The organism is Plantactinospora sp. CNZ321 (genome assembly GCF_004217235.1).
This window is the reverse complement of the sequence record NZ_SHKQ01000001.1, coordinates 87,393-107,894: the sequence shown is the minus strand read 5'-3', so window position 1 is coordinate 107,894 and position 20,502 is coordinate 87,393. Positions and strand designations below refer to the sequence as shown.

The 20,502-nt window shown below is 72.4% G+C and carries 18 protein-coding genes and 1 riboswitch; of the genes, 11 read left to right on the top strand and 7 right to left on the bottom strand.

Annotation, left to right across the window (positions count from 1 at the left end; all coding sequences use genetic code 11):
- Positions 1-188 precede the first annotated feature (188 nt).
- The 11 genes from EV371_RS00450 to ribH all read left to right on the top strand — a co-directional run bounded on the left by EV371_RS00450 (position 189) and on the right by ribH (position 12,274).
- A complete protein-coding gene (locus EV371_RS00450) occupies positions 189-1,172 on the top strand; it encodes an AAA family ATPase (RefSeq protein WP_130460285.1) in 984 nt (327 codons plus the stop codon).
- A gap of 190 nt (positions 1,173-1,362) precedes the next feature.
- Entirely contained in the window at positions 1,363-1,983 is a 621-nt protein-coding gene (gene def / locus EV371_RS00445) for a peptide deformylase (RefSeq protein WP_130460284.1), read from the top strand.
- Between the two features lie 7 nt (positions 1,984-1,990).
- The gene (fmt, locus tag EV371_RS00440) at positions 1,991-2,917 is read left to right on the top strand and encodes a methionyl-tRNA formyltransferase (protein WP_130460283.1); all 927 of its coding nucleotides are present in this window, start codon (positions 1,991-1,993) and stop codon (positions 2,915-2,917) included.
- Positions 2,872-4,395: a transcription antitermination factor NusB gene (locus EV371_RS00435; protein WP_130460282.1), complete on the top strand. Its 1,524-nt coding sequence runs from the start codon at positions 2,872-2,874 to the stop codon at positions 4,393-4,395. The genes fmt and EV371_RS00435 overlap by 46 nt, the downstream gene beginning before the upstream one ends.
- A 152-nt stretch (positions 4,396-4,547) precedes the next feature.
- The gene (locus tag EV371_RS00430; protein WP_207230369.1) at positions 4,548-6,671 is read left to right on the top strand and encodes a xanthine dehydrogenase family protein molybdopterin-binding subunit; all 2,124 of its coding nucleotides are present in this window, start codon (positions 4,548-4,550) and stop codon (positions 6,669-6,671) included.
- A gap of 38 nt (positions 6,672-6,709) precedes the next feature.
- A complete protein-coding gene (gene rpe, locus EV371_RS00425) occupies positions 6,710-7,387 on the top strand; it encodes a ribulose-phosphate 3-epimerase (RefSeq protein ID WP_130460281.1) in 678 nt (225 codons plus the stop codon).
- Positions 7,384-8,391 (top strand): response regulator, encoded by a 1,008-nt coding sequence (locus tag EV371_RS00420; protein ID WP_130460280.1) that lies wholly within the window; start codon positions 7,384-7,386, stop codon positions 8,389-8,391. Before rpe ends, EV371_RS00420 begins: the two co-directional genes overlap by 4 nt.
- An 80-nt stretch (positions 8,392-8,471) precedes the next feature.
- A riboswitch (FMN riboswitch) is annotated at positions 8,472-8,643 on the top strand.
- A gap of 160 nt (positions 8,644-8,803) precedes the next feature.
- Positions 8,804-9,865: a bifunctional diaminohydroxyphosphoribosylaminopyrimidine deaminase/5-amino-6-(5-phosphoribosylamino)uracil reductase RibD gene (gene ribD / locus EV371_RS00415; RefSeq protein WP_130460279.1), complete on the top strand. Its 1,062-nt coding sequence runs from the start codon at positions 8,804-8,806 to the stop codon at positions 9,863-9,865.
- 2 nt (positions 9,866-9,867) lie between these two features.
- Complete coding sequence (locus EV371_RS00410) at positions 9,868-10,524, top strand: riboflavin synthase (RefSeq protein ID WP_130460278.1); 657 nt, start codon at positions 9,868-9,870, stop codon at positions 10,522-10,524.
- Positions 10,521-11,792, top strand: coding sequence for a bifunctional 3,4-dihydroxy-2-butanone-4-phosphate synthase/GTP cyclohydrolase II (locus tag EV371_RS00405; protein WP_130460277.1), 1,272 nt, complete (start codon positions 10,521-10,523; stop codon positions 11,790-11,792). The genes EV371_RS00410 and EV371_RS00405 overlap by 4 nt, the downstream gene beginning before the upstream one ends.
- Before the next feature lie 2 nt (positions 11,793-11,794).
- On the top strand, positions 11,795-12,274 hold the full coding sequence (gene ribH / locus EV371_RS00400; RefSeq protein ID WP_130460276.1) for a 6,7-dimethyl-8-ribityllumazine synthase: 480 nt from the start codon (positions 11,795-11,797) through the stop codon (positions 12,272-12,274).
- A gap of 14 nt (positions 12,275-12,288) precedes the next feature.
- Here ribH and EV371_RS00395 read toward each other — a convergent pair whose 3' ends face one another.
- The 7 genes from EV371_RS00395 to EV371_RS00365 all read right to left on the bottom strand — a co-directional run bounded on the left by EV371_RS00395 (position 12,289) and on the right by EV371_RS00365 (position 20,500).
- Entirely contained in the window at positions 12,289-12,774 is a 486-nt protein-coding gene (locus EV371_RS00395; protein WP_130460275.1) for a hypothetical protein, read from the bottom strand.
- On the bottom strand, positions 12,771-14,852 hold the full coding sequence (locus EV371_RS00390; RefSeq protein WP_130460274.1) for a galactose oxidase early set domain-containing protein: 2,082 nt from the start codon (positions 14,850-14,852) through the stop codon (positions 12,771-12,773). Before EV371_RS00390 ends, EV371_RS00395 begins: the two co-directional genes overlap by 4 nt.
- Positions 14,849-15,460, bottom strand: coding sequence for a GtrA family protein (locus EV371_RS00385; protein ID WP_130460273.1), 612 nt, complete (start codon positions 15,458-15,460; stop codon positions 14,849-14,851). Before EV371_RS00385 ends, EV371_RS00390 begins: the two co-directional genes overlap by 4 nt.
- Positions 15,453-17,171: a glycosyltransferase family 39 protein gene (locus tag EV371_RS00380; protein ID WP_130460272.1), complete on the bottom strand. Its 1,719-nt coding sequence runs from the start codon at positions 17,169-17,171 to the stop codon at positions 15,453-15,455. Before EV371_RS00380 ends, EV371_RS00385 begins: the two co-directional genes overlap by 8 nt.
- Complete coding sequence (locus EV371_RS00375; RefSeq protein WP_486484420.1) at positions 17,168-18,373, bottom strand: glycosyltransferase; 1,206 nt, start codon at positions 18,371-18,373, stop codon at positions 17,168-17,170. Before EV371_RS00375 ends, EV371_RS00380 begins: the two co-directional genes overlap by 4 nt.
- A gap of 532 nt (positions 18,374-18,905) precedes the next feature.
- Positions 18,906-19,664 (bottom strand): ATP-binding cassette domain-containing protein, encoded by a 759-nt coding sequence (locus tag EV371_RS00370; RefSeq protein WP_130460270.1) that lies wholly within the window; start codon positions 19,662-19,664, stop codon positions 18,906-18,908.
- Positions 19,661-20,500, bottom strand: coding sequence for an ABC transporter permease subunit (locus EV371_RS00365; protein ID WP_130465543.1), 840 nt, complete (start codon positions 20,498-20,500; stop codon positions 19,661-19,663). Before EV371_RS00365 ends, EV371_RS00370 begins: the two co-directional genes overlap by 4 nt.
- Positions 20,501-20,502: the final 2 nt, after the last annotated feature.

The following is a 20,502-nucleotide window of genomic DNA, read 5'->3' as shown; positions in this document are numbered from 1 at the left end:
TTGTTTCGGCTACGGTCCGGAATGGGTATCCGAGGGTTGACGCACGCCGAGTCCGACCTGTGGTCGGAGATCCGGGTGATACCATCGCCCCTCATGCTCCCCGCGAGAGGCGTCACGGAGAGTGACCGCGCCGGTTCGGCGTTGAACTATTGATCTTGAAAAGCCTGGGATCAGGGGTGGATAGGGTCGTGACCGGTCGTCAGTCGATCGTCCTGAACGGTGACCTTGGCAGCGGCAAGAGCACCGTCTCCATCGAGCTGGCCAAGCGGCTCGGGCTGCGCCGGGTCAGCGTGGGCGACCTCTATCGGGAGATGGCCCAGCAGCGGCAGATGACCGCGCTCCAGCTCAACCTGCACGCCGAGCTGGACCAGGCGGTCGACGGCTACGTCGACCAGCTCCAGCAGGACATCGCCGACTCCGGTGAGCAGTTGATCGTCGACAGCCGGCTCGCCTGGCACTTCTTCAAGGACGCGCTCAAGATCCATATGATCACGGAGCCGACCGAGGCGGCCCGCCGGGTGCTGGCCCGGCCGTCCGGCCCGGCGGAGAGCTACACCTCGATCGAGGAGGCCCGGGCCAAGCTGCACGAGCGCAGCGAGAGCGAGCGGAACCGCTTCCTCGTCCGGTACGGCGTCGACAAGGCGAAACTGCGCAACTACGACCTGATCTGCGACACCACCAAGGCATCCGCGGACGAGGTGGTCGAGCACGTCATCGCCGCCTACCAGGGCTCGTTCGGCCGGGAGATCCTGCGCGACTCCCCGCCGCTGCTGCTGCTCGACCCGACCCGGATCTATCCCACCCAGGAGATCCAGGGTCTGCGCGGACTCTGGGAGTCCGACTTCGTCGCCGAGATCGGGCAGGCCGGCGAGGAGGCGTTGGAGCCGCTGCGGATCGGCTACACCGGCGAGAAGTTCTTCGTGGTCGACGGGCACCGCCGGCTCAGCGCGGCGCTGCGCAACGGCTTCAAGCTGGTGCCGGGGCAGCTCGTCGCCGAGTGCGACGAGCAGGTGGTCGGCGGGCTCAGCGCGATCGAGTACTTCCGCTCCGAGGTCGGGCTCAGCGTGATCTACGACTGGGACGCGGCACACGGTACGCAGCTCCCGCTCCCCGAGCACATCCTCGAGCGCACCGACGCCGTACTCGCCGGGGAGCCGGGCAACCAGCCCTGACCGGTCGGGCCGGCCGCTCTCGGCACCGGCACGTCCCACCACCCGGTCCGGCGCCACCGTAACCGATCTCACTGCCGGCCCGCCGAACCCGCGTCGCGCCGCCGCCGGTCGGCGCACCGGTCGCCGCCCGCGGCGCGCCCGTAGACTGGGTACGGCACCACCGATCCCACCCGTGAAGGAGCCGTCCCGCGTGACCGTCCAGCCCATCCGTCTCTTCGGGGACCCGGTGCTGCGCACCCCGGCCGAGCCGGTCGTCGACTTCGACGCCGAGCTGCGCAAGCTGGTTGCCGACCTGACCGACACGATGCGCGAGCAGAACGGCGCCGGACTCGCCGCGCCGCAGCTCGGCGTGGGCCTGCGGGTGTTCGCCTTCGACGTCGACGACGTGCTCGGGCACCTGGTCAACCCGGTACTGGAGTTCCCCGACGCCGACGAGCAGGACGGTCCCGAGGGCTGCCTCTCGATCCCGGGGCTCTACTTCGACACCAAGCGCCGGCTCAACGTGATCGCCAAGGGCTTCAACGAGTACGGCGACCCGGTGCAGATCGTCGGCACCGGCCTGATGTCCCGGTGCGTGCAGCACGAGACCGACCACCTCGACGGGGTGCTCTTCCTCGACCGCCTCGACGCCGAGGCGCGCAAGGAGGCGATGAAGGCGATCCGGCAGGCAGACTGGTACGACCAGGACGCCCCGCCGGTGGTCAAGATCAGCCCACACGACCCGCCGGCCAACCGGCGCCAGGGACTCGCCGCCAAGCTGGGTCTGGGCGGCTCGGACCGCTCCGCCAGCCCGTTCGGTCTGGGCCGGTGACGGCCCGGTGCGCCTGATCTTCGCCGGTACGCCGGACGTCGCACTGCCCAGCCTGGACGCCATCGCCGCGTCCGGGCACGAACTGCTGGCCGTGGTGACCCGGCCGGACGCCCCGGCCGGCCGGGGCCGGGGGCTGACCCGGTCACCCGTGGGTGCCTGGGCCGACGAGCGGGGCATCGAGGTGCTGACCCCGGCCCGGCCCCGGGAGCCGGAGTTCCTCGACCGGCTGCGCCAGCTCGCCCCGGAGTGCGTACCGGTGGTCGCCTACGGCGCCCTGGTGCCGCCGGAGGCGCTGGAGATCCCCGTACACGGCTGGGTCAACCTGCACTTCTCGCTGCTGCCCGCCTGGCGAGGTGCCGCGCCCGTGCAGCACGCGGTGCTGCACGGCGACCAGGTCACCGGCGCCAGTGTCTTCCAGCTCGAGGCCGGGCTGGACACCGGGCCGGTCTTCGGCACCGTGACCGAGGAGATCCGGCCGTCCGACACCTCCGGCGACCTGCTGGGACGCCTCGCCGGCAGCGGCGCGGGGCTGCTGGTCGCGGTGCTCGACGCGATCGGGCAGGGCACCGCCCGGGCGGTGCCGCAACCCGCTGACGGGGTCTCACTGGCGCCGAAGCTGACCGTCGCCGACGGCGAGGTCCGCTGGTCGGAGCCGTCCTTCGCGGTGGACCGCCGGATCCGGGCCGCCACCCCGGCGCCCGGCGCCTGGACCCGGTTCCGCGGCGACCGGGTCAAGCTCGGCCCGGTGCGGCCGGTCGGCGACGCCGCCGAGCTCAAGCCCGGCGAGCTGCTGGTCGAGCGCGGCCGGGTCCTCGCCGGTACCGCCACCACCCCGGTCGAGTTGGGCGAGGTGCGGGCGGCCGGCAAACGCGCCATGCCGGCCCCGGACTGGGCCCGGGGCGTCCGGGTCGCCGGTGGGGAGCAGTTCGGGTGAGCGAACGTACCGGACGGGTCGGCGGCGCCGACCGGAGCCGTACCCGGGACGGCGCCGACCGGGGTGGTCGGGGCGCGGGCCGACGGGACCGGGACGGGCGGTCGCCCCGGAGCGGGCGGCCAGCGGCCGACCTGCCCCGACAGGCGGCATACGAGGCGATCGAGGCGGTGCACCGCGACGACGCGTACGCGAACCTGGTCCTCCCGGGCATCCTGCGCGACCGGCGGCTGCACGGCCGGGACGCCGCCTTCGCCACCGAGCTGACCTACGGCACGCTGCGGGTCCGGGGCACCCTGGACGCGGTCCTCACCGCCGCCGCCGGCCGGGACGTGGCGCGGATCGACCCGCAGCCCCGGGACGCGCTGCGGCTCGGCGCCTACCAGATCCTCTACACCCGGGTTCCGGCGCACGCCGCCGTTTCCGCAACGGTCGACCTGGTCCGCTCCCTCGCCCCGGGCGCGGCCGGCTTCGCCAATGCCGTGCTCCGGGAGGTCGCCGGCAAGGACCTCGACACCTGGCTGGCCGAGCTGGCCCCGCCGGCCGAGACCGACCCGGTCGGCCACCTGGCCGTCAGCCACAGCCATCCGGAGTGGATCGTGCGGGCCTTCGCCGAAGCGCTCGGCGGCGACCTGGGGGAGACCGGCCGGCTGCTGATCGAGGACAACCAGCGGCCGCCGGTGCACCTCTGCGTCCGGCCGGGCCGGGCGGACGCGGTCGAGGTCGCCGACGAGGTGGGCGGGGCGCCGGGCGCCTTCTCGCCGTACGCGGTCTACCTGCCCGGAGGTGCGCCCGGCGAGCTGGCGGTGCTTGCCGACGGCCGGGCGCACGTCCAGGACGAGGGCTCCCAACTGGTGGCCGCCGCGCTCACCGCCGCCGAGATCGACGGCACCGACGAGCGGTGGCTCGACCTCTGCGCCGGACCGGGTGGCAAGGCCGCTCTGCTCGGCGCGCTGGCCGCCCAGCGGGGTGCCCGGCTGACCGCGGTCGAGGTGGCCGAGCACCGGGCCCGGCTGGTGTCCCAGGCCGTACGCGGACTGCCGGTGACCGTGCTGAGCACCGACGGGCGTACCGTCGGGCGCGATCGGGACCTGCCGGAGGACTCCTTCGACCGGGTGCTCGTCGACGCGCCCTGCACCGGCCTCGGCTCGCTGCGCAGGCGTCCGGAGTCCCGCTGGCGCCGGCAGCCCTCCGACCTGCCGGCGCTGACCCGGTTGCAGCGGGAACTGCTCGGTGCCGCGCTCCGGGCGGTCCGTCCCGGCGGGGTGGTGGCGTACGTGACCTGCTCGCCACACGTGGTGGAGACGCACGTCTCGGTGACCGAGGCGGCACGCCGCTCCGGCGTACCTGTCGACTTCGTCGACGCCCGGCCACTGCTGCCGGCCGGCATGCCCGGCCTCGGCGACGGCCCCACCGTGCAGCTCTGGCCACACCGGCACGGCACCGACGCGATGTTCCTGGCGGTGCTGCGCCGGGGCTGAGCGGCGGCGGGCCGGCGGCGACGCCGGCAGCACCGGCCGGGCCGGTCGGACCGGTCCGGACCGGTCGGGCCGATGGTCGGGATTGTCCGGGCCGTGGCCTGACTTCCGCGGAAGCGGGTCGATGGGGACACTCCGTTACATACAGTGCAGGTGTGGACGGGAAGACGCTGCCGGTCCGGGCCATCGGCACTCCGCTGGACAGGTTCGACGGCCCGGCGAAGGTCACCGGGACCGCCCGGTACGCCTTCGAGCACCCCGTCGACCACCCGGCCTATCTGTCTCCGGTGCAGGCCACCGTCGCGGTGGGGCGGATCACCGCCGTGCACACCGAGCTGGCCTGGGCCGAGCCGGGGGTGCTGGCGGTGCTGACCCACGAGAACGCGCCCCGGGTCGCCTCCTTCGACGACCCCGAACTGGTGGTCCTGCAGACGCCGGACGTGGCGTACCGGGGGCAGTTCGTCGCCGGGGTGGTGGCGGAGACCTCGGAGGCCGCCCGCCGGGCCGCCAACCTGGTCCGGGTGGACTACCAGGCCGGACCGCACGACGTCGAGCTGCGGGCCGACCATCCGGACCGGTACGCCCCGGAGGTGGTCAACGGCGGGTTCCCCACCGACAGCGTGCGCGGCGACCCGGCGGCGGCGTTGGCCGACGCGGCGGTACGGCTGGACGCCACCTACACCACGCCCTGGTACCAGCACGCCCAGCTCGAACCGCACTCGACGATCGCCCAGTGGGTCGACGAGCGGCTCACCCTGCACGTCGGTACCCAGGGGGCGCACCGGCTGCGGGAGTCACTGGCCACGCTCCTCGGGCTCGCCCCGGAGCGGCTCCGGGTGATCTCGCCGCACGTCGGTGGCGCGTTCGGCGGCAAGCTGCACACCCATCCGGACGTCGTACTCGCGGTGCTGGCCGCGCTCGCCCTGCCCGGTCGTCCGGTGAAGCTCGCGCTCACCCGGCAGCAGATGTTCTCCGAGGTCGGTTACCGCACCCCGTCGGTGCAGCGGGTCCGGCTCGGTGCCGGGCCGGACGGCCGGCTGGTCGCGGTGGACCACGAGGTGGTGCAGCAGACGGCGCGGCACAAGGAGTTCGCCGAGCAGACGGCGACGCCGACCCGGGTGATGTACGCGGCGCCGCACCGCAGCACCACGCACCGGATGGTCCGGCTCGACGTGCCGGTGCCGACGATCATGCGTGCCCCGGGCAAGACCCCGGGGATGTACGCGCTGGAGTCGGCGATGGACGAGATGGCGATCGCCTGCGGACGGGACCCGGTCGAGTTCCGGATCGCGAACGAGCCGGCGCTCGATCCGGAGCTGGACCGGCCGTTCTCCAGCCGCAACCTGGTGGCCTGCCTGCGCGAAGGCGCCCGCCGGTTCGGCTGGGCGGGCCGGGATCCGACTCCCGGCGTCCGGCGGGCGGCCGGCGGCTGGCTGGTCGGCACCGGGGTGGCCGCCTCGATGTACCCGGTGTACCGGCTGCCCGGCTCCTCGGCGGCGATCCGGCTGGAGCCGGACGGCCTGTACCGGGTCTCGATCGGCGCCGCCGACCTCGGCACCGGCACCTGGACCTCGCTGGCCCAGATCGCGGCGGACGCGCTGGCCGTACCGCTCGACCGGGTCGTGCTGCGGATCGGCGACACGGACCTGCCGCCGGCGATGGCGGCCGGCGGCTCGTCCGGGATGACCTCGTGGGGCAGCGCGGTGGTGGAGGCCGCCCGCCGGCTTCGGGCCCGGGTCGCCGCAGAGGGCACCGACCCGCCGCCGCGCGGCATCGAGGCCGCCGCCGACATGCCGGAGAACCCCGAGATGGCGCGCCTGTCGATGTACGCCTTCGGCGCCCAGTTCGTCGAGGCCCGGGTGCACGAGGTGACCGGGGAGGTTCGGGTGCCGCGAATGATCGGGGTCTTCGCCGCCGGGCAGATCATCAACCCGAAGACGGGGCGTTCCCAACTCCTCGGCGGGATGACGATGGGGCTGTCGATGGCGCTGCACGAGCGGTGCGTGGTCGATCCCCGGTTCGGGCACGTGGTCAACCACGACCTTGCCGAGTACCACATCGCGACCAACGCCGACGTCGGCTGCGTGGAGGTGCACACGCTCGCCGAGGAGGACCCCTACGTCAACCCGATGGGCTCGAAGGGCATCGGTGAGCTGGGCATCGTCGGCACCGCCGCGGCGGTCGCCAACGCCGTGTACCACGCCACCGGAGTACGCGTCCGGGACCTGCCGATCACCCCGGACCGGTTCTTCCCAGGCGGTACCGCGATCCGAGGGTGACGAGCGCGGGGGGTGGCCGACGTTCGTACACTGGCGCGGTGACCGTACCAGCGCCGATCGTCGCGCCCAGCATCCTCGCCGCAGACTTCGCCCGGCTCGCCGACGAGGTGCAGGCGGTGGAGTCCACGGCGGACTGGCTGCACGTCGATGTGATGGACAACCACTTCGTGCCGAACCTCACCATCGGGCTGCCGGTGGTGCAGAGCCTGCTGGCCGTGACCGCGCTGCCCTTCGACGTACACCTGATGATCTCCGACCCGCGCCGCTGGGCGCCGAGCTACGCGGACGCCGGGGCGTACAACGTGACGTTCCACGCCGAGGCCTGCGACAACCCGGTCTCGCTGGCCAAGGACCTCCGCTCGGCCGGGGCGAAGGCCGGGCTGGCGATCGACCGGGACACCCCGATCGAACCGTACCTTGACCTGCTGCCCAGCTTCGATACATTGCTGATCATGACAATCAAGGCCGGTTTCGGGGGGCAGCGGTTCATCCCCGAACTGCTCGACAAGGTCCGGACCGCCCGCCGGCACGTCGATGCCGGCCACCTCGAACTGCGGATCGAGGTCGACGGCGGCATCGCGGCCGACACCATCGAGCAGGCGGCGGCGGCCGGTGCGGACGCCTTCGTCGCCGGTACCGCCGTCTACGGCGCGGCGGACCCGGCCGCGGCCGTGACCGAGCTGCGGCGGCTCGCCGAGCGCGCCGTCGCCGCGTGAGCGTCGACGGGGTCGCCGAGGAGCGGCCCGATCTGATCCTGGTGGTCGACGACGACGAGGACATCGTCCGGTTCGTCTCGTTCAACCTGCGGTTGCACGGCTTCGACGTGGTGCACGCCAGCGACGGCCAGGAGGCGCTCGAGGTGATCGAGCGGCGCCGGCCCGACCTGGCCGTGGTCGACCTGCGGATGCCCCGGATCGACGGGCTGGAGCTGACCCGCCGGCTGCGGGCCAACCCGATGACCTCGGCACTGCCGGTGATCATGCTCACCGCCAAGGGACTGACCGTGGACAAGGTGCACGGGCTCACCGCCGGTGCCGACGACTACCTGGTCAAACCCTTCGACACCGCCGAACTCGTCGCCCGGATCAGCTCCACGCTGCGCCGCAACAAGGAGTTCCGCGAGGTCTCCCCGCTGACCGGGCTGCCCGGCAACACCCGGGTCCGCCGGGAGATCGGCGACCGGGTACGCAGCGGCGTCGACTACGCGGTCGGTTACATCGACATCGACCGGTTCAAGAGCGTCAACGACCGGTACGGCTTCGTCCGCGGTGACGAGTTCATCAGCGCCCTGGCCCGCAGCCTGCACCGGGCGGTGGTCTCGGTCGGGCTGCCGCCGGCCTTCCTCGGGCACATCGGCGGCGACGACTTCGTGATCGTCTGCGCGCCCGAGCAGGTCCGGCCGCTGACCGAGCGGGCCGTGGTCGACTTCGAGAAGACCGCCGACGAGCTCTACGACCCGGAGGACGCCAAGCGCGGCTACGTCGAGCTGAAGGACCGGCGCGGCAACATCCAGCGGGCCCACCTGGTCACCCTCTCCATCGGGGTCTCGCTGTCGGTGCCCGAGCGCCGGTTCACCGACCCGCTGGAGGTGATCGCGGCGGCCTCCGAGATGAAGACGGTGGCCAAGAGCCAGCCGGGGTCGTACGTGGCGATGGACCGGCGGCGTACCCCGGGGACACCCGCGGCCGAGGCGGGGGAGCGGCGCCGCGGGGCGAAGTGAGCACGGTCACGTTGCTGTGAGGTCGGTCGCCCCCCTGCCCGACGACCCCGATTCCGTGCAAGACTCGATTCGTACCCACCACGCGCTGGCGGGACTCGGTGTAATTCCGAACCGGCGGTGATCCGGGCGCAAGCCCGGTAAGCCCGCGACCCGGTCGGCCTCGGCCGCCCGGTGGACCTGGTGAGAACCCAGGGCCGACGGTTGGGGGCGGCAGTGCCCGCGCCCAGACAGTCCGGATGGGAGACAGCGCGCGGGACGGATGGCCCGCCGGGCCGGCCTCTGCGCCGCCCTGTGGTCCCCCGGGGTCGGCGCCTGCCGTCCCCACGCTCCGCCGCCGCACACCCGGCCATCGGCCGGCGTCCTCCCGCCCCGCCCGCGCGCCACGACGACGGGCGAAAGGAACGGGAGCGGCATGGGGGGCGTCTCCGCCGACGAGGCGATGCGCCGGGCTATCGGGCTGGCAGCCCGTGGCCTGGGCACGACGAGTCCCAACCCCCTGGTCGGCTGCGTGTTGCTCGACCCGCACGGCGAGATCGTCGGCGAGGGCTTCCACGCGTACGCCGGTGGGCCGCACGCCGAGATCGTCGCGCTGGCCCAGGCCGGTGAGCGGGCCCGCGGCGGCACCGCGGTGGTGACCCTGGAACCCTGCGACCACACCGGGCGTACCGGGCCGTGCAGCGGGGCGCTGATCTCGGCCGGGATCCGCCGGGTGCTGGTCGGCGTGCCCGATCCGAACCCGGTCGCGGCCGGCGGGATCGAGCGGCTGCGGGCGGCCGGCGTCGAGGTCGAGGTCGGGCTACGGGCCGCCGAGGCGGAGGCCGGCAACCTCGCCTGGCTCACCGCGGTCCGCCGGGGCCGGCCGTACCTGATCTGGAAGTACGCGGCGACCCTGGACGGGCGGATCGCGGCGGCGGACGGCACCAGCATGTGGATCACCTCCGAGGCGGCCCGGATCGACGTGCACGCGCTGCGCGGCACCGTCGACGCGGTGATCGTCGGGGTCGGCACCGTCCTCGCCGACGACCCGAGGCTGACCGCCCGGAACCTGCGCGACGGCACCCTCGCCATCCGGCAGCCGCTGCGGGTGGTGGTGGACAGCGCCGGTCGTACCCCGCTCGACGCCCGGGTCCGGGACGGCGCCGCACCCACCTGGGTGGCGACCGCCAGGGAGGTCGGCACCGGCCCGGACGGCCGGGTGGAGCTGACCCGGCTGCTCGCCGAGCTCTACCGGCGTGGCGTCCGGGCGGCGCTGTTGGAGGGCGGCCCGACGCTGGCCGGCGCCTTCCTCGCCGCCGGCCTGGTCGACAAGGTGGTCGGCTACCTGGCACCCAAGCTGCTCGGCGCCGGCCCGGCGGCCCTGGTCGACGCCGGTCCACAGACGATCTCCGAGGTCATCGACCTGGAGTTCACCGACATCGCACCGGTCGGCCCCGATCTGCGGGTCACCGCGTTTCCCCGGAAGACGGAGGGCTGAGGATGTTCACCGGCATCGTGGAGGAGTTGGGCGAACTGGTCCGGCGGGACGAGACCGGCGGCGACTCCGCCCTGGTCGCGATCCGCGGCCCGGTGGTCACCTCGGACGCCCGGCACGGCGAGTCGATCTCGGTCAACGGGGTCTGCCTGACCGTGGTGGAGGTCGACGGCGACACGTTCACCGCCGACGTGATGGGCGAGACGTTCCGGCGTACCTCGCTGGGTGTGCTGCGCCCGGGTGACCCGGTCAACCTGGAGCGGGCCGCCACCCTCGGCAGCCGGCTCGGCGGGCACCTGGTGCAGGGGCACGTCGACGGGGTGGCCGAGATCGTCGGGCGGGAGCCGGCCGAGCAGTGGGAGACGGTGACCTTCTCGCTCCCCGCCGACCTCGCCCGATATGTCGTGGAGAAGGGGTCGATCACCGTCGACGGGGTGTCGCTGACCGTCGCCGCGCTGACCGGGCAGACCTTCGCGGTCGGGCTGATCCCGACCACGCTGGCCGCCACCACGCTGGGCCGCAAGGGTGTCGGCGAGCCGGTCAACCTCGAGGTTGACGTCCTCGCCAAGTACGTCGAACGACTGCTGACGACCGGTGGGCGAGCGCCGGTCGACGGACTGGAGGCCGTGGAAGTGAGTGAGCGAAGCGGAGTGCCGGCATGAGCACGGAATTCGGCACCATCGAGGCGGCGCTGGCCCAGATCGCGGCCGGCCGACCGGTCGTCGTGGTCGACGACGAGGACCGGGAGAACGAGGGCGACCTGATCTTCGCGGCCGCCCGGGCCACCCCGGAACTGGTCGCGTTCATGGTCCGCTACACCTCCGGCTACATCTGCGCGCCGTTGACCGAGGAGGACTGCGACCGCCTCGAACTGCCACCGATGTACCACACAAACCAGGACAAGCGCGGCACGGCGTACACGGTGACGGTGGACGCGCGGGAGGGGGTGAGCACCGGCATCTCCGCCGCCGACCGGGCGCACACCATCCGGTTGCTCGCCGACCCGGCGACCGACGCCACCGACCTGAGCCGGCCCGGGCACGTGGTGCCGCTGCGGGCCAAGGCCGGCGGGGTGCTGCGCCGCCCCGGGCACACCGAGGCGGCCGTCGACCTCGCCCGGCTCGCCGGCCTCCGCCCCGCCGGGGTGCTCTGCGAGTTGGTCAACGACGACGGCACCATGATGCGCCTGCCCGACCTGGAGAAGTTCGCCGCCGAGCACGGCATCACGCTGATCACCATCGCCGACCTGATCGCGTACCGGCGGCGTACCGAGACCGACGTCGAGCAGGTCGTGCAGACCCGGCTGCCGTTGCCGTACGGGCCGTTCCGGGCGGTCGGCTACCGGGCCCGGCAGGACGGCGCCGAGCACATCGCGCTGGTCTACGGCGACCTCGGCGACGGCCAGGACGTTCTGGTACGGGTGCACTCGGAGTGCCTGACCGGGGACGTCTTCGGTTCGCTGCGCTGCGACTGCGGCCCACAGCTGCACGCCGCGCTGGCCCGGGTCGCCGCCGAGGGGCGGGGCGTGGTGCTCTACATGCGCGGCCACGAGGGGCGCGGCATCGGCCTGCTGCACAAGCTCCAGGCGTACCAGTTGCAGGACCTCGGCCGGGACACCGTCGACGCCAACCTGGACCTCGGGCTGCCCGCCGACGCCCGGGACTACGGCACCGGTGCGCAGATCCTCTACGACATCGGGGTCCGCTCGATGCGGCTGCTGACCAACAACCCGGCCAAGCGGGCCGGGCTGGAGGGGTACGGGCTGACCGTGCTGGGCCGGGAGGCGATGCCGGTCCGGGCCACCCCGGAGAACGTGCGGTACCTGCGTACCAAGCGGGACCGGATGGGACACCTGCTGGACGAACTGGACACTCCGGCCGACGCCGGGGAGCTGACGGAACTCGCGGAGTTGACGGAAAGGTTGGCGTGACGATGGCGGGGTTCGGGGAGCCGGGACTGTCGACGGTGGAGGCCTCCGGGCTGAGCGTGGGGGTGGTGGCCGCACGGTGGCACGGCGAACTCACCGACCACATGGTCGACCGTGCGGTGACCGCGGCGAAGGCCTGCGGGGTGGACGACGTGCTGGTCGTCCGGGTGGCCGGTTCGGTGGAGCTGCCGGTGGTGGCCCAGGCGCTGGCCCGGCGTTGCGACGCGGTGGTCGCGCTCGGCGTGGTGATCCGGGGCGCCACCGCGCACTTCGACTACGTGTGCCAGTCGGTGACCGAGGGGCTGACCCGGGTCGCGCTGGACAGCGGGAAGCCGGTGGCGCACGGCGTGCTGACGGTGAACGACCTGGAGCAGGCCCGGGCCCGGGCCGGGCTGCCCGACTCGGTCGAGGACAAGGGCTGGGCGGCCACCGCGGCGGCCCTGGAGGCCGCCGTGGCGATCCGGGACATCGCCGCCCGGCCCTGACCGGGCACGCCGGGTCAGTCTCCCCGGCCGCAGGCGGTGCCGTCGCGGTTGCGGTCCAGGCCGTGCCGGTCCCGGTCGTTGACCACCTTCAGCGGCGGGTACCGGTGGGCCGACAGCCAGGCGCAGCGGTCGCGGACCCCGGGCGGGAACCGCCAGGGCACGCAGACGGCCCGATCCTCGCCGTACCCGTGGTCACAGCCGTCGTACCCCTCGGGGATGACCAGCGGCGCGGTCGGGGACGGCAGCGGCGGGTGCGGTGCGCGGCGCGGTTGCAGCGCGAAAGGGTGGATCCGGGGCGGCGGTGCGGCCGGTGACACCTCGACCGGGCTGGTGGGCGTCCCGACCGGACCCGTTGGCGCCCCGACCCCGCCGGTCGGCGCCTCGGACGGTCGGCTGCCGTCCGGCCGGGCGGCGAGGCTGTCGGCTCGCCAGCCGGCCATCACCACCGCGGCGACCAGCGCGACCAGCGCGGCCGTCGTCCATCGTGTCCGGCGGCTCATCCCAGCCTCACCCACGTCGCCAGCGACGGCACTCCGGCGGCGTTGTGCACGAAGAGCATGTACCAGCCGGGCGGCGCGATGTTCGGATTGCTCGTCACGTTCAGCCCGACGGTGTTTCCCTCAACCGACATCGGCAACTCCACGAAGCGTTGGTTCGGATCGGACGAGTGGGTGACCGCCGCCGGCCGGATCAGCGACGCCCGGGTCACCGCCGAGTCGACGGTGACCTGCTGGGTACTGCCGTAACCCCACTCGGTGTTCGCCACCGAGGTGATCACGGGCCGGGCCCCCTTGAAGAGGTACGTCGGCGAGTAGATCGAGATCCGCATGTCGAACGTGCCGTTGCCCGGGTTCTCGCCGACCGCCATCACCCGGCCGTCCGGCAGCAGGAACGCCGAGGAGTGGTAACCGCGCGGCACCGGGTCGGCGGCCATCGGAGTGAACGTGTCGGTCTGCGGATCGAAGATCGACGCCTCGTGCACCGGGTCGGCCCGGTTGTGCAGCGCACCACCGGTCTCGAAGACCGTGCCGTCGGGCAGCAGCACCGCCGAGACGTACATCTTGCCCTGGGTGACGGTCTGCGGGACGCCGCCGGTCAGCGTGCCGGTCGGGATGTCGGGCCCCGGCAGGTACTCCGGATATGTCTGCTTCAGGTCGATGATGTCGGTGAGCCGGTGCGCGTCCAGGTTGGTGTCGATGTTGCCGCCGCCGAAGGTCGCCACCCGCTGGTCCTGGGCCGGCGGCAGCAGCACACTGGCGGACTGGTCCCGCTCGTCCTTGCGGCGCAGCCCGGGCACGTCGGTGATGGTGCCGGCGTGGTAGTCGAAGATCGAGGCACCGGTGCCGGGCAGTCCGTTGCCGAAGACATGGCTGCCGGTGTAGAAGAGCCGGCCGTCCTGCATCAGCACCATGGCCGGATAGAGGCCCCAGAACGACCAGGTCTGGTTCGCCTCCCAGATCCGCAGCCAGCGTTCCTGCGCGGCGTCGTAGTACTCGGCGGCCACGGTGCCGTTCGCGTCCTCGCCGAGGCCGCCGAGGGAGAGTACGTCGCCGTTGCCGAGCATCGTCGCCGACGGGTACCAGTGTCCGGCCGCCAGGTCGTTGCTGCGGGTGTACGACCCGGTCGCCGGGTCGAACACGTACGAGTCGGGCAGCCCCTTGTAGCCGACGGTGCCGTCGGCGCTCGGATAGTCCTTGTTGCCGCCCATCACCAGCACCCGGCCGTCGGCCAGTTGGACGTGCCCGGCACAGAACAGGTCGGCCGGGGTGGCAACGCTGGTGAACGCGCCGGTCGCCGGGTCGTACAGGGCGGTGTTGAAGCTGCCGGCGGCGAAGTGGTCGGGATCGTTGCCCGAGCCGGCGATGAGCAGCACCCTGCCGTCGTGCAGCACCACCGAGTGGATGGCCCGCACCGGCGACTCGTACGGCATGACCTGCCATTCACCCCGCTCGCAGGCTTCGGTGTCGGTGCAGGTCTCGCCGGGCTCGTCGAGGGTGGCGTCGACCATCGAGTAGTCGTCGGTGAGCAGCCACCCCACGCCGTAGATGCTCACCCCCCAGGTGAGCCGGTCGGTGTCGGCCGGCACCGGCGGGGTCCGCACGCTCGTCCCGGTCCACTCGCCGACCACCGGCAGGGTGGCCAGATCCAGCCAGTACTGCCAGCCGAGGCTGGTGTCGTGCCGGAACACGGTGACCGCGGTGGCCGGGGTGGACGACCTGTACCACACCGACAGGTCGTACTGGTGCTCCGGCGTGACCTGCGGGGCGCAGGTCGAGGTCTCCAGCATCATCAGCTTGCGGTCACCGGGGCCGGCGGTCGAGGTGATGTCGATCCGCATGGCGTTGTCGCCGTGGTGGGCGTCCCCGGAGACGGTGAAGCTGAACTGCTGGTCGCCCCAGCCGGACGCCTCCCAACAGGTCGGGAACCCGGAGGTGAGCTGCTCCAGGCTCGGGTTGTGCAGCAGGTTGCCGGCGGCCCTGGCGGCGGGGGTGCCGACCAGGCCGATCGCCAGGAAGAGGATGACGGCGAGGAGCTGCCCGAGGATGCGTCGGGCAGGGCGCCAGCGGTCGATGCTCATGGTGCCTCCGGGACGGTGGTGGGCGGTTCGGGGGCGGGGACGTAGATGACCCGGTCGATCACGACGAACCGGACCAGGAAGGCGGCCACCAGGGTCATCAGGTTTGCGACCAGCACGTTCACGTGCAGCAGGTCGATCAGCGCGGCGAGCAGCGGGATCCGGACCAGCAGGTCGGCGTTGTTGAGCGCGACGAAGCGACCGAGCCGGGCCCGCAGCGTGTGCCGGCGCGGCGCGCGACGGAAGAGCAGCAGATCGGTCAGGGCGAAGTTCCAGCCGATCGCGACCTCGGTCGCCACGATCGCCGCCGGCAGGTAGTGCACGCCCAGCACGGCGGAGAGCAGCCAGAGGGTGACCAGGTTGGGCAGCACCCCGGAGAGTCCGATGACGCCGTACCCGAGCATCCGGGCCCGGGTGCGGCCGAGCCGCAGCACGGTGAGGTGCCGCAGGAACCGCAGTCCCTCGCGGACGGAGGACTTCGACCGGCCGGCGAACCGGTCCGCGAAGGTGTAGGGCACCTCGGCGATCCGGTCCGGCCGGGTCCGGACGACCACGTACGGCGGGTGGTCGGAGCGGTCGTCGCCAGCGGTGTTCGCTGCCCGGTCAGTCATGGCCCACCTGGCGAATCTCGATGCGGTCCGGGCCGCTGCCGAAGGTGACCAGCGGTTCCGAGTTGACCAGCAGCAGGTCCACCGTGGGCAGCGGGTTGTCGTCCGCCCGCATCGACGGGGTGGAGATGATCAGGTCGACGTCCCGCCACCCGTCGGGCAGCCGCCGCGCCACCTCCCGGTCCAGGTCCAGCTTGTAGAACCAGATCACCCGGTCCCGCTGGTAGCCGGCGTCGACCAGGTCGAGCCAGAGCACGTCGTCGGTGACGATCGTCTGGTCCGACCGGTCCGGGGCCTGGGCACGCAGCCAGGACAGCGCGGCGGCGTACCTGCCGTTGTCCCCGGCCGTCATCGCCCGCAGGTTTCCCTCGGACCAGTGGGGCACCACCACCGCCAGGGCGACGATGCCGGCCGCGACGACGGCGCCGACCCGCAGGCTCCGCCCGGCCCGCCCTGCCCGCCCGGTGCTGCCCCGCCGGTCGAGCAGCCGGCCGGCGCCGGCCTCGGCGACTCCGGCGATCACGATGGCCAGGAACGGCAGCGCCTGGATGACGTACATCGCGGGCAGGTAGCCATTGGGGCGCAGCGCCACCACCAGCAGCAGCGTCACCGCGACCGCCACCGGTCGGAGCCGGCGTACGGCGAGGGCGAGCAGGCCGGCGAGGATTCCGGCGTAGATCAGCACCGGATCGTAGAAGAGCCAGGAGTCCAGCACCTCCCGGGCATCGCTGCCGGCGGTGAAGACGCTTCCGGAGCCGGCCCGGTCCTGCAACTGGAACCGCAGCGCGCCGAGCAGCGAGACGTGTCCCGGGCCGGGGACAAGCTCGTTCTTCAGCAGTGCGTACAGCGGATAGCCGATGCTGACCAGCAGCAGGCCGGTGAAGAAGCCGGCGAAGGAGAAGGGCCGGACCCCGCCCGGTGCGGTGCCCCGCCAGAGGGCCACCACCAGGGCCGGGAGCACGATCACGATCGTCTCCTTGGAGAGCACGGCGACCCCGGCGGCGGCGCCCGCCGCGACGTGGTGCCACAGGTGCCGGCGCGGGGAGAGGACCAGCACGAAGGCGCCGAGCATCCAGGGCACCGCGAAGCTGTCCAGATAGATCTGCCGTTGCATGGTCACCGCGAGCGGGGAGAGCCCGTAGCCGAGGACCGCGACCGCGCCGGTCCATCTGGCCAGGCCGAGCCGCCGGCAGAACAGGTAGACCAGTACCAGGCTGGCACCGGTGACCGGCAGCATCGCCACCCGGCCGGTGACCACGGCGAGCTGGTCCGGCATCAGCAGCGCGGGCAGCCAGGAGAGCGCGGCGAGCTGGATCCAGCCCAGCGGGGGATGGTCGTACCAGTAGGTGTAGTGGGCCAGCCCCAACCCCTCCCGGACCGCCCAGGCCTGGGCGAGGTAGGTCCCCTCGTCGTCGGTGACGTTCGGAAAACCGCTGATGTTCCATGCCTGCACCGACAACACAACAACGAGCAGTGCGCTGACGAGCAGGAAGTCGACACCCGGTCGCCAGCCCCGCAGGCGGTGCCGGCCGGCCGGGTGCCGACCGGCCGGACCGGGGCCGATGATCCGCGGCAACACCTCGGTGGCGGCCGGATCGGTCCGGGGGCCGAGCGCCGCGGCCGGAAGGCGTACGGCCTTCTCGGTCGAGGTGCGCAGCACGGTGGCCTCCTCGGGCCTCGGCGGGTCCAGCGGCGGCCCGGCGGTCGTCCTCATGCGGCACCGCCCTCACGGATGGCCGGCGCCGGTCCCACGCCGGAGAGGTGGGCGCCGACGTGCGCGGTCAGTTCCCAGTTGTTGCGTCCGCGCAGGACCCGCCAGACGGCCCGGACAGCGGCCACCGCGAGCACGAGCATGTACGGGAAGGCGCCGGCCACCAGCCGGAGGTAGTCGATCGGCCCGATCCGGAGCTGGTACAGGCGGCCGAAGTCACGCAGGCCGACGACCTGGAACATCACGGTGGCGGCCATCGGGGCGAGCGGAAGGAAACTCACCAGCGCGGCGCCGATCCCGACGTCGAAGAAGATCGCGATGAGGATTCCCAGCGGCACGACCAGGCCGGAGAACGCCTGGGCGAAGGGGCCGGTGAGCGTGTAGCGGGCGAGCATCCGCTGCCAGAAGGAGGGCAGCCGTCGCCACTCGCCCTTCACCAGGACCTGGAGGAAACCCTGGTTCCACCGGGTCCGCTGCCTGATCAGTCCGGCCAGCGAGTCCGGTGTCTCCTCCCGGGTCACCAGTGTGGAGTCGTAGGCAACCACGACCTTCGCGCCCCGGCTGGAGAGCCGTACGCCGAGGTCGCAGTCCTCGGCCAGGCAGTCGCCGTCCCAGTTGCCGACCGCCCGCAGCGCGGCGGCCCGTACGAAGACGGTGTTGCCGCCGAGCGGGATGAATCCCTTGTCCGCGTGCAGGTGCAGCCGGCTGCGGAACCAGAAGAAGTACTCCAGGCAGTTGTGCAGGCTGTACCAGCTCGAATGAAAATTGATCAACTGGACGCCGCCCTGCACGACGTCGGCGTGGGTGGCCCGGAAGGCGTGGTCGACGTGCTCCAGCAGGTGCGGGTGCACCTGGTCCTCGGCGTCGAAGACCCCGATGACCAGGCCCCGGCAGTACGGCAGTGCCGTGTTCAACGCCCGGGGCTTGTTCTTCACGGTGTTGGTGTCGACGACCACCCGGACCCGGTGCCGATGGGTCTCGGCGAGCCGGTTCGCCACGGCGGCCGTCTCCGGATCGTCGTGCCCGACGATGATGATGATTTCGAACCTGGTGTGTGTCGACTGCATCAACCGCAGCACCGTGTGCTCCAGCACCAACTGCTCGTGTCGGGCCGGCAGGAGCAGCGAGAAGGACAGCGAGTGCGTGCCGTCCGGCGCCGCGAAGCGGGTACCGGCCAGGGTCTCGGGCGTCCGCCAGGCGTGCATCGTCCACCAGAGGGTGACCGAGGCAAATACGAAGAGAATTGTTGATATTGCTACGATAGCGACTGCCGCCATGAGACCTCTTCTCCGCCGAGCCGTGAACGGCAATTCCGGACTACGGCCTCCCCGCGACGATGAAACGGTATTCCGGGGCGCGCGTCAAATGTTTGCCGCCGGTCGAGGTGAGGTTTGGCGGGTTTCTGTCAGGCGGGCGCCCGGCGGTGCCGCGGCGAGCCGACCAGAGGTTGTTTGCGCAGGTGGGATCTTGCTACCCCTACTTCGGTCGGCGGTACAACAACCGATCCGGCGATCGTCGAAATAATCATCCGACCGGCGTTGGCCGAACGTCCGATGTAGGCAAAACCGGCAGGGTTTCCATTCCGGCTGGATGTCCAAAGCGGTCTTGGGGCGACGTGGATAGGCGGTCACTCCCATTTTGTCGAAGGAAGTCGACGCGCAGCTCATGTCCGGGGGTGACGATGGAATTTCCAGAGCGGATCTGTCGCGTTATTGCCACCGACAACCGCCGGTTCCCTCAGCCGACCTGGAGCCGGCCCGCCTCGATGATCCGGCGGAGGAACTGCCGGGTACGGGGCTGGGTCGGCTCGCCGAGCACCTGCTCCGGCGGCCCCTCCTCGATCACCCGCCCGCCGTCCAGGAAGCAGACCCGGTCGGCGACCTCGCGGGCGAAGCCCATCTCGTGGGTGGCCAGCACCATGGTCATGCCGTCCGCCTTCAGGTCCCGGATCATCGCCAGCACCTCGCCGACGAGTTCCGGGTCCAGCGCCGAGGTCACCTCGTCGAGCAGGAGGAGCCGGGGCGAGTTGACCAGGGCCCGGACGATCGCCACCCGCTGCTGCTGCCCACCGGAGAGCCGGTCGGGATAGTCCGCCGCCTTCTCGGCCAGCCCGACCCGGGCGAGCAGCTCCCGGGCCTGCGCCTCGGCCTCCGCCCGGTCCCGCCGGTGCACCCGGACCGGCGCCAGCGTGACGTTGTCCAGCACCCGCAGGTGCGGAAAGAGGTTGTACGCCTGGAAGACGATGCCGATCCGTCGGCGTACCAGGTCGGGGTCGGTGCGCGGGTCGGTGATGTGTTCGCCGTCCAGTTCGATGGTGCCGTCGTCGATCTCCTCCAGCAGGTTCACGCAGCGCAGCAGGGTGGACTTGCCGGAGCCGGAGGCGCCGATCAGCGCCACCACCTCGTGCTCGGTCACGTCCAGATCGAGATCGTCGAGGACGACGTGTCCGCCGAAGACCTTGCGCAGCCCCCGGCAGCGCAGCACCGGGGGTGTCATCGGGCGGCCTGCCGGCGGGCGGCGCGCAGGGTCACCCAGTCGGTGACCGCGATCAGCGGAACGGCGAGCAGCACGAAGAGCACCCCCGCGACAATGTACGGCGTGAAGTTGAAAGTCTCGGCGGTGGCGATCTGGGCGGCGCGTACCGCGTCGATCGGCCCGGCCAGCGAGACCAGCCCGACGTCCTTCTGGAGCGCCACCACGTCGTTGAGCAGCGGCGGGGCGACCCGGCGGACCGCCTGCGGCAGCACCACGTGCCGCATCGTCTGCCGGTAGGTGAGCCCGAGCGACCGGGCGGCCGCGAGCTGGCTCGGATGGATCGACTCGATGCCGGCCCGGAACACCTCGGCCAGGTAGCCGGCGTAGGTGAGCACCAGCGCGGTCCCGCCGAGCACCAGCACCGACGGCATGCCCCGCAACCGCAGCCCGGGAACGCCGAGGGTGAGCACATAGATCACGATGATCAGCGGCAGCCCGCGGAACGTGTAGGTGTAGCCGGCGGCCAGCGCCCGGACCGGGAAGAAGACCGGCCCGCGCAGCGTACGCAGCAGCGCCACCACCAGGCCGAGGGCGAGCGCACCGAGGGCGCAGAAGAACAGCAGCCGGACGTTGAGCCAGAGTCCGGTGAGGATCTCCGGCAGGGCTGCCCGGGCGATGCGTGGGTCGAGGAAGGACTCGCGTACCCGCACCCAGCCGGGCGATCCGGTCACCGCGAGCACCAGCAGGGTGCCGAGTACTCCGGTCGAGGCGGCGGCGACCAGCACCGAGCGGACCGTCTGCCGTTTCCGGTAGGCGGCCCGCTGGCGGGCGATCGGTGAGGGGTGGTGGTCGGTCAGAC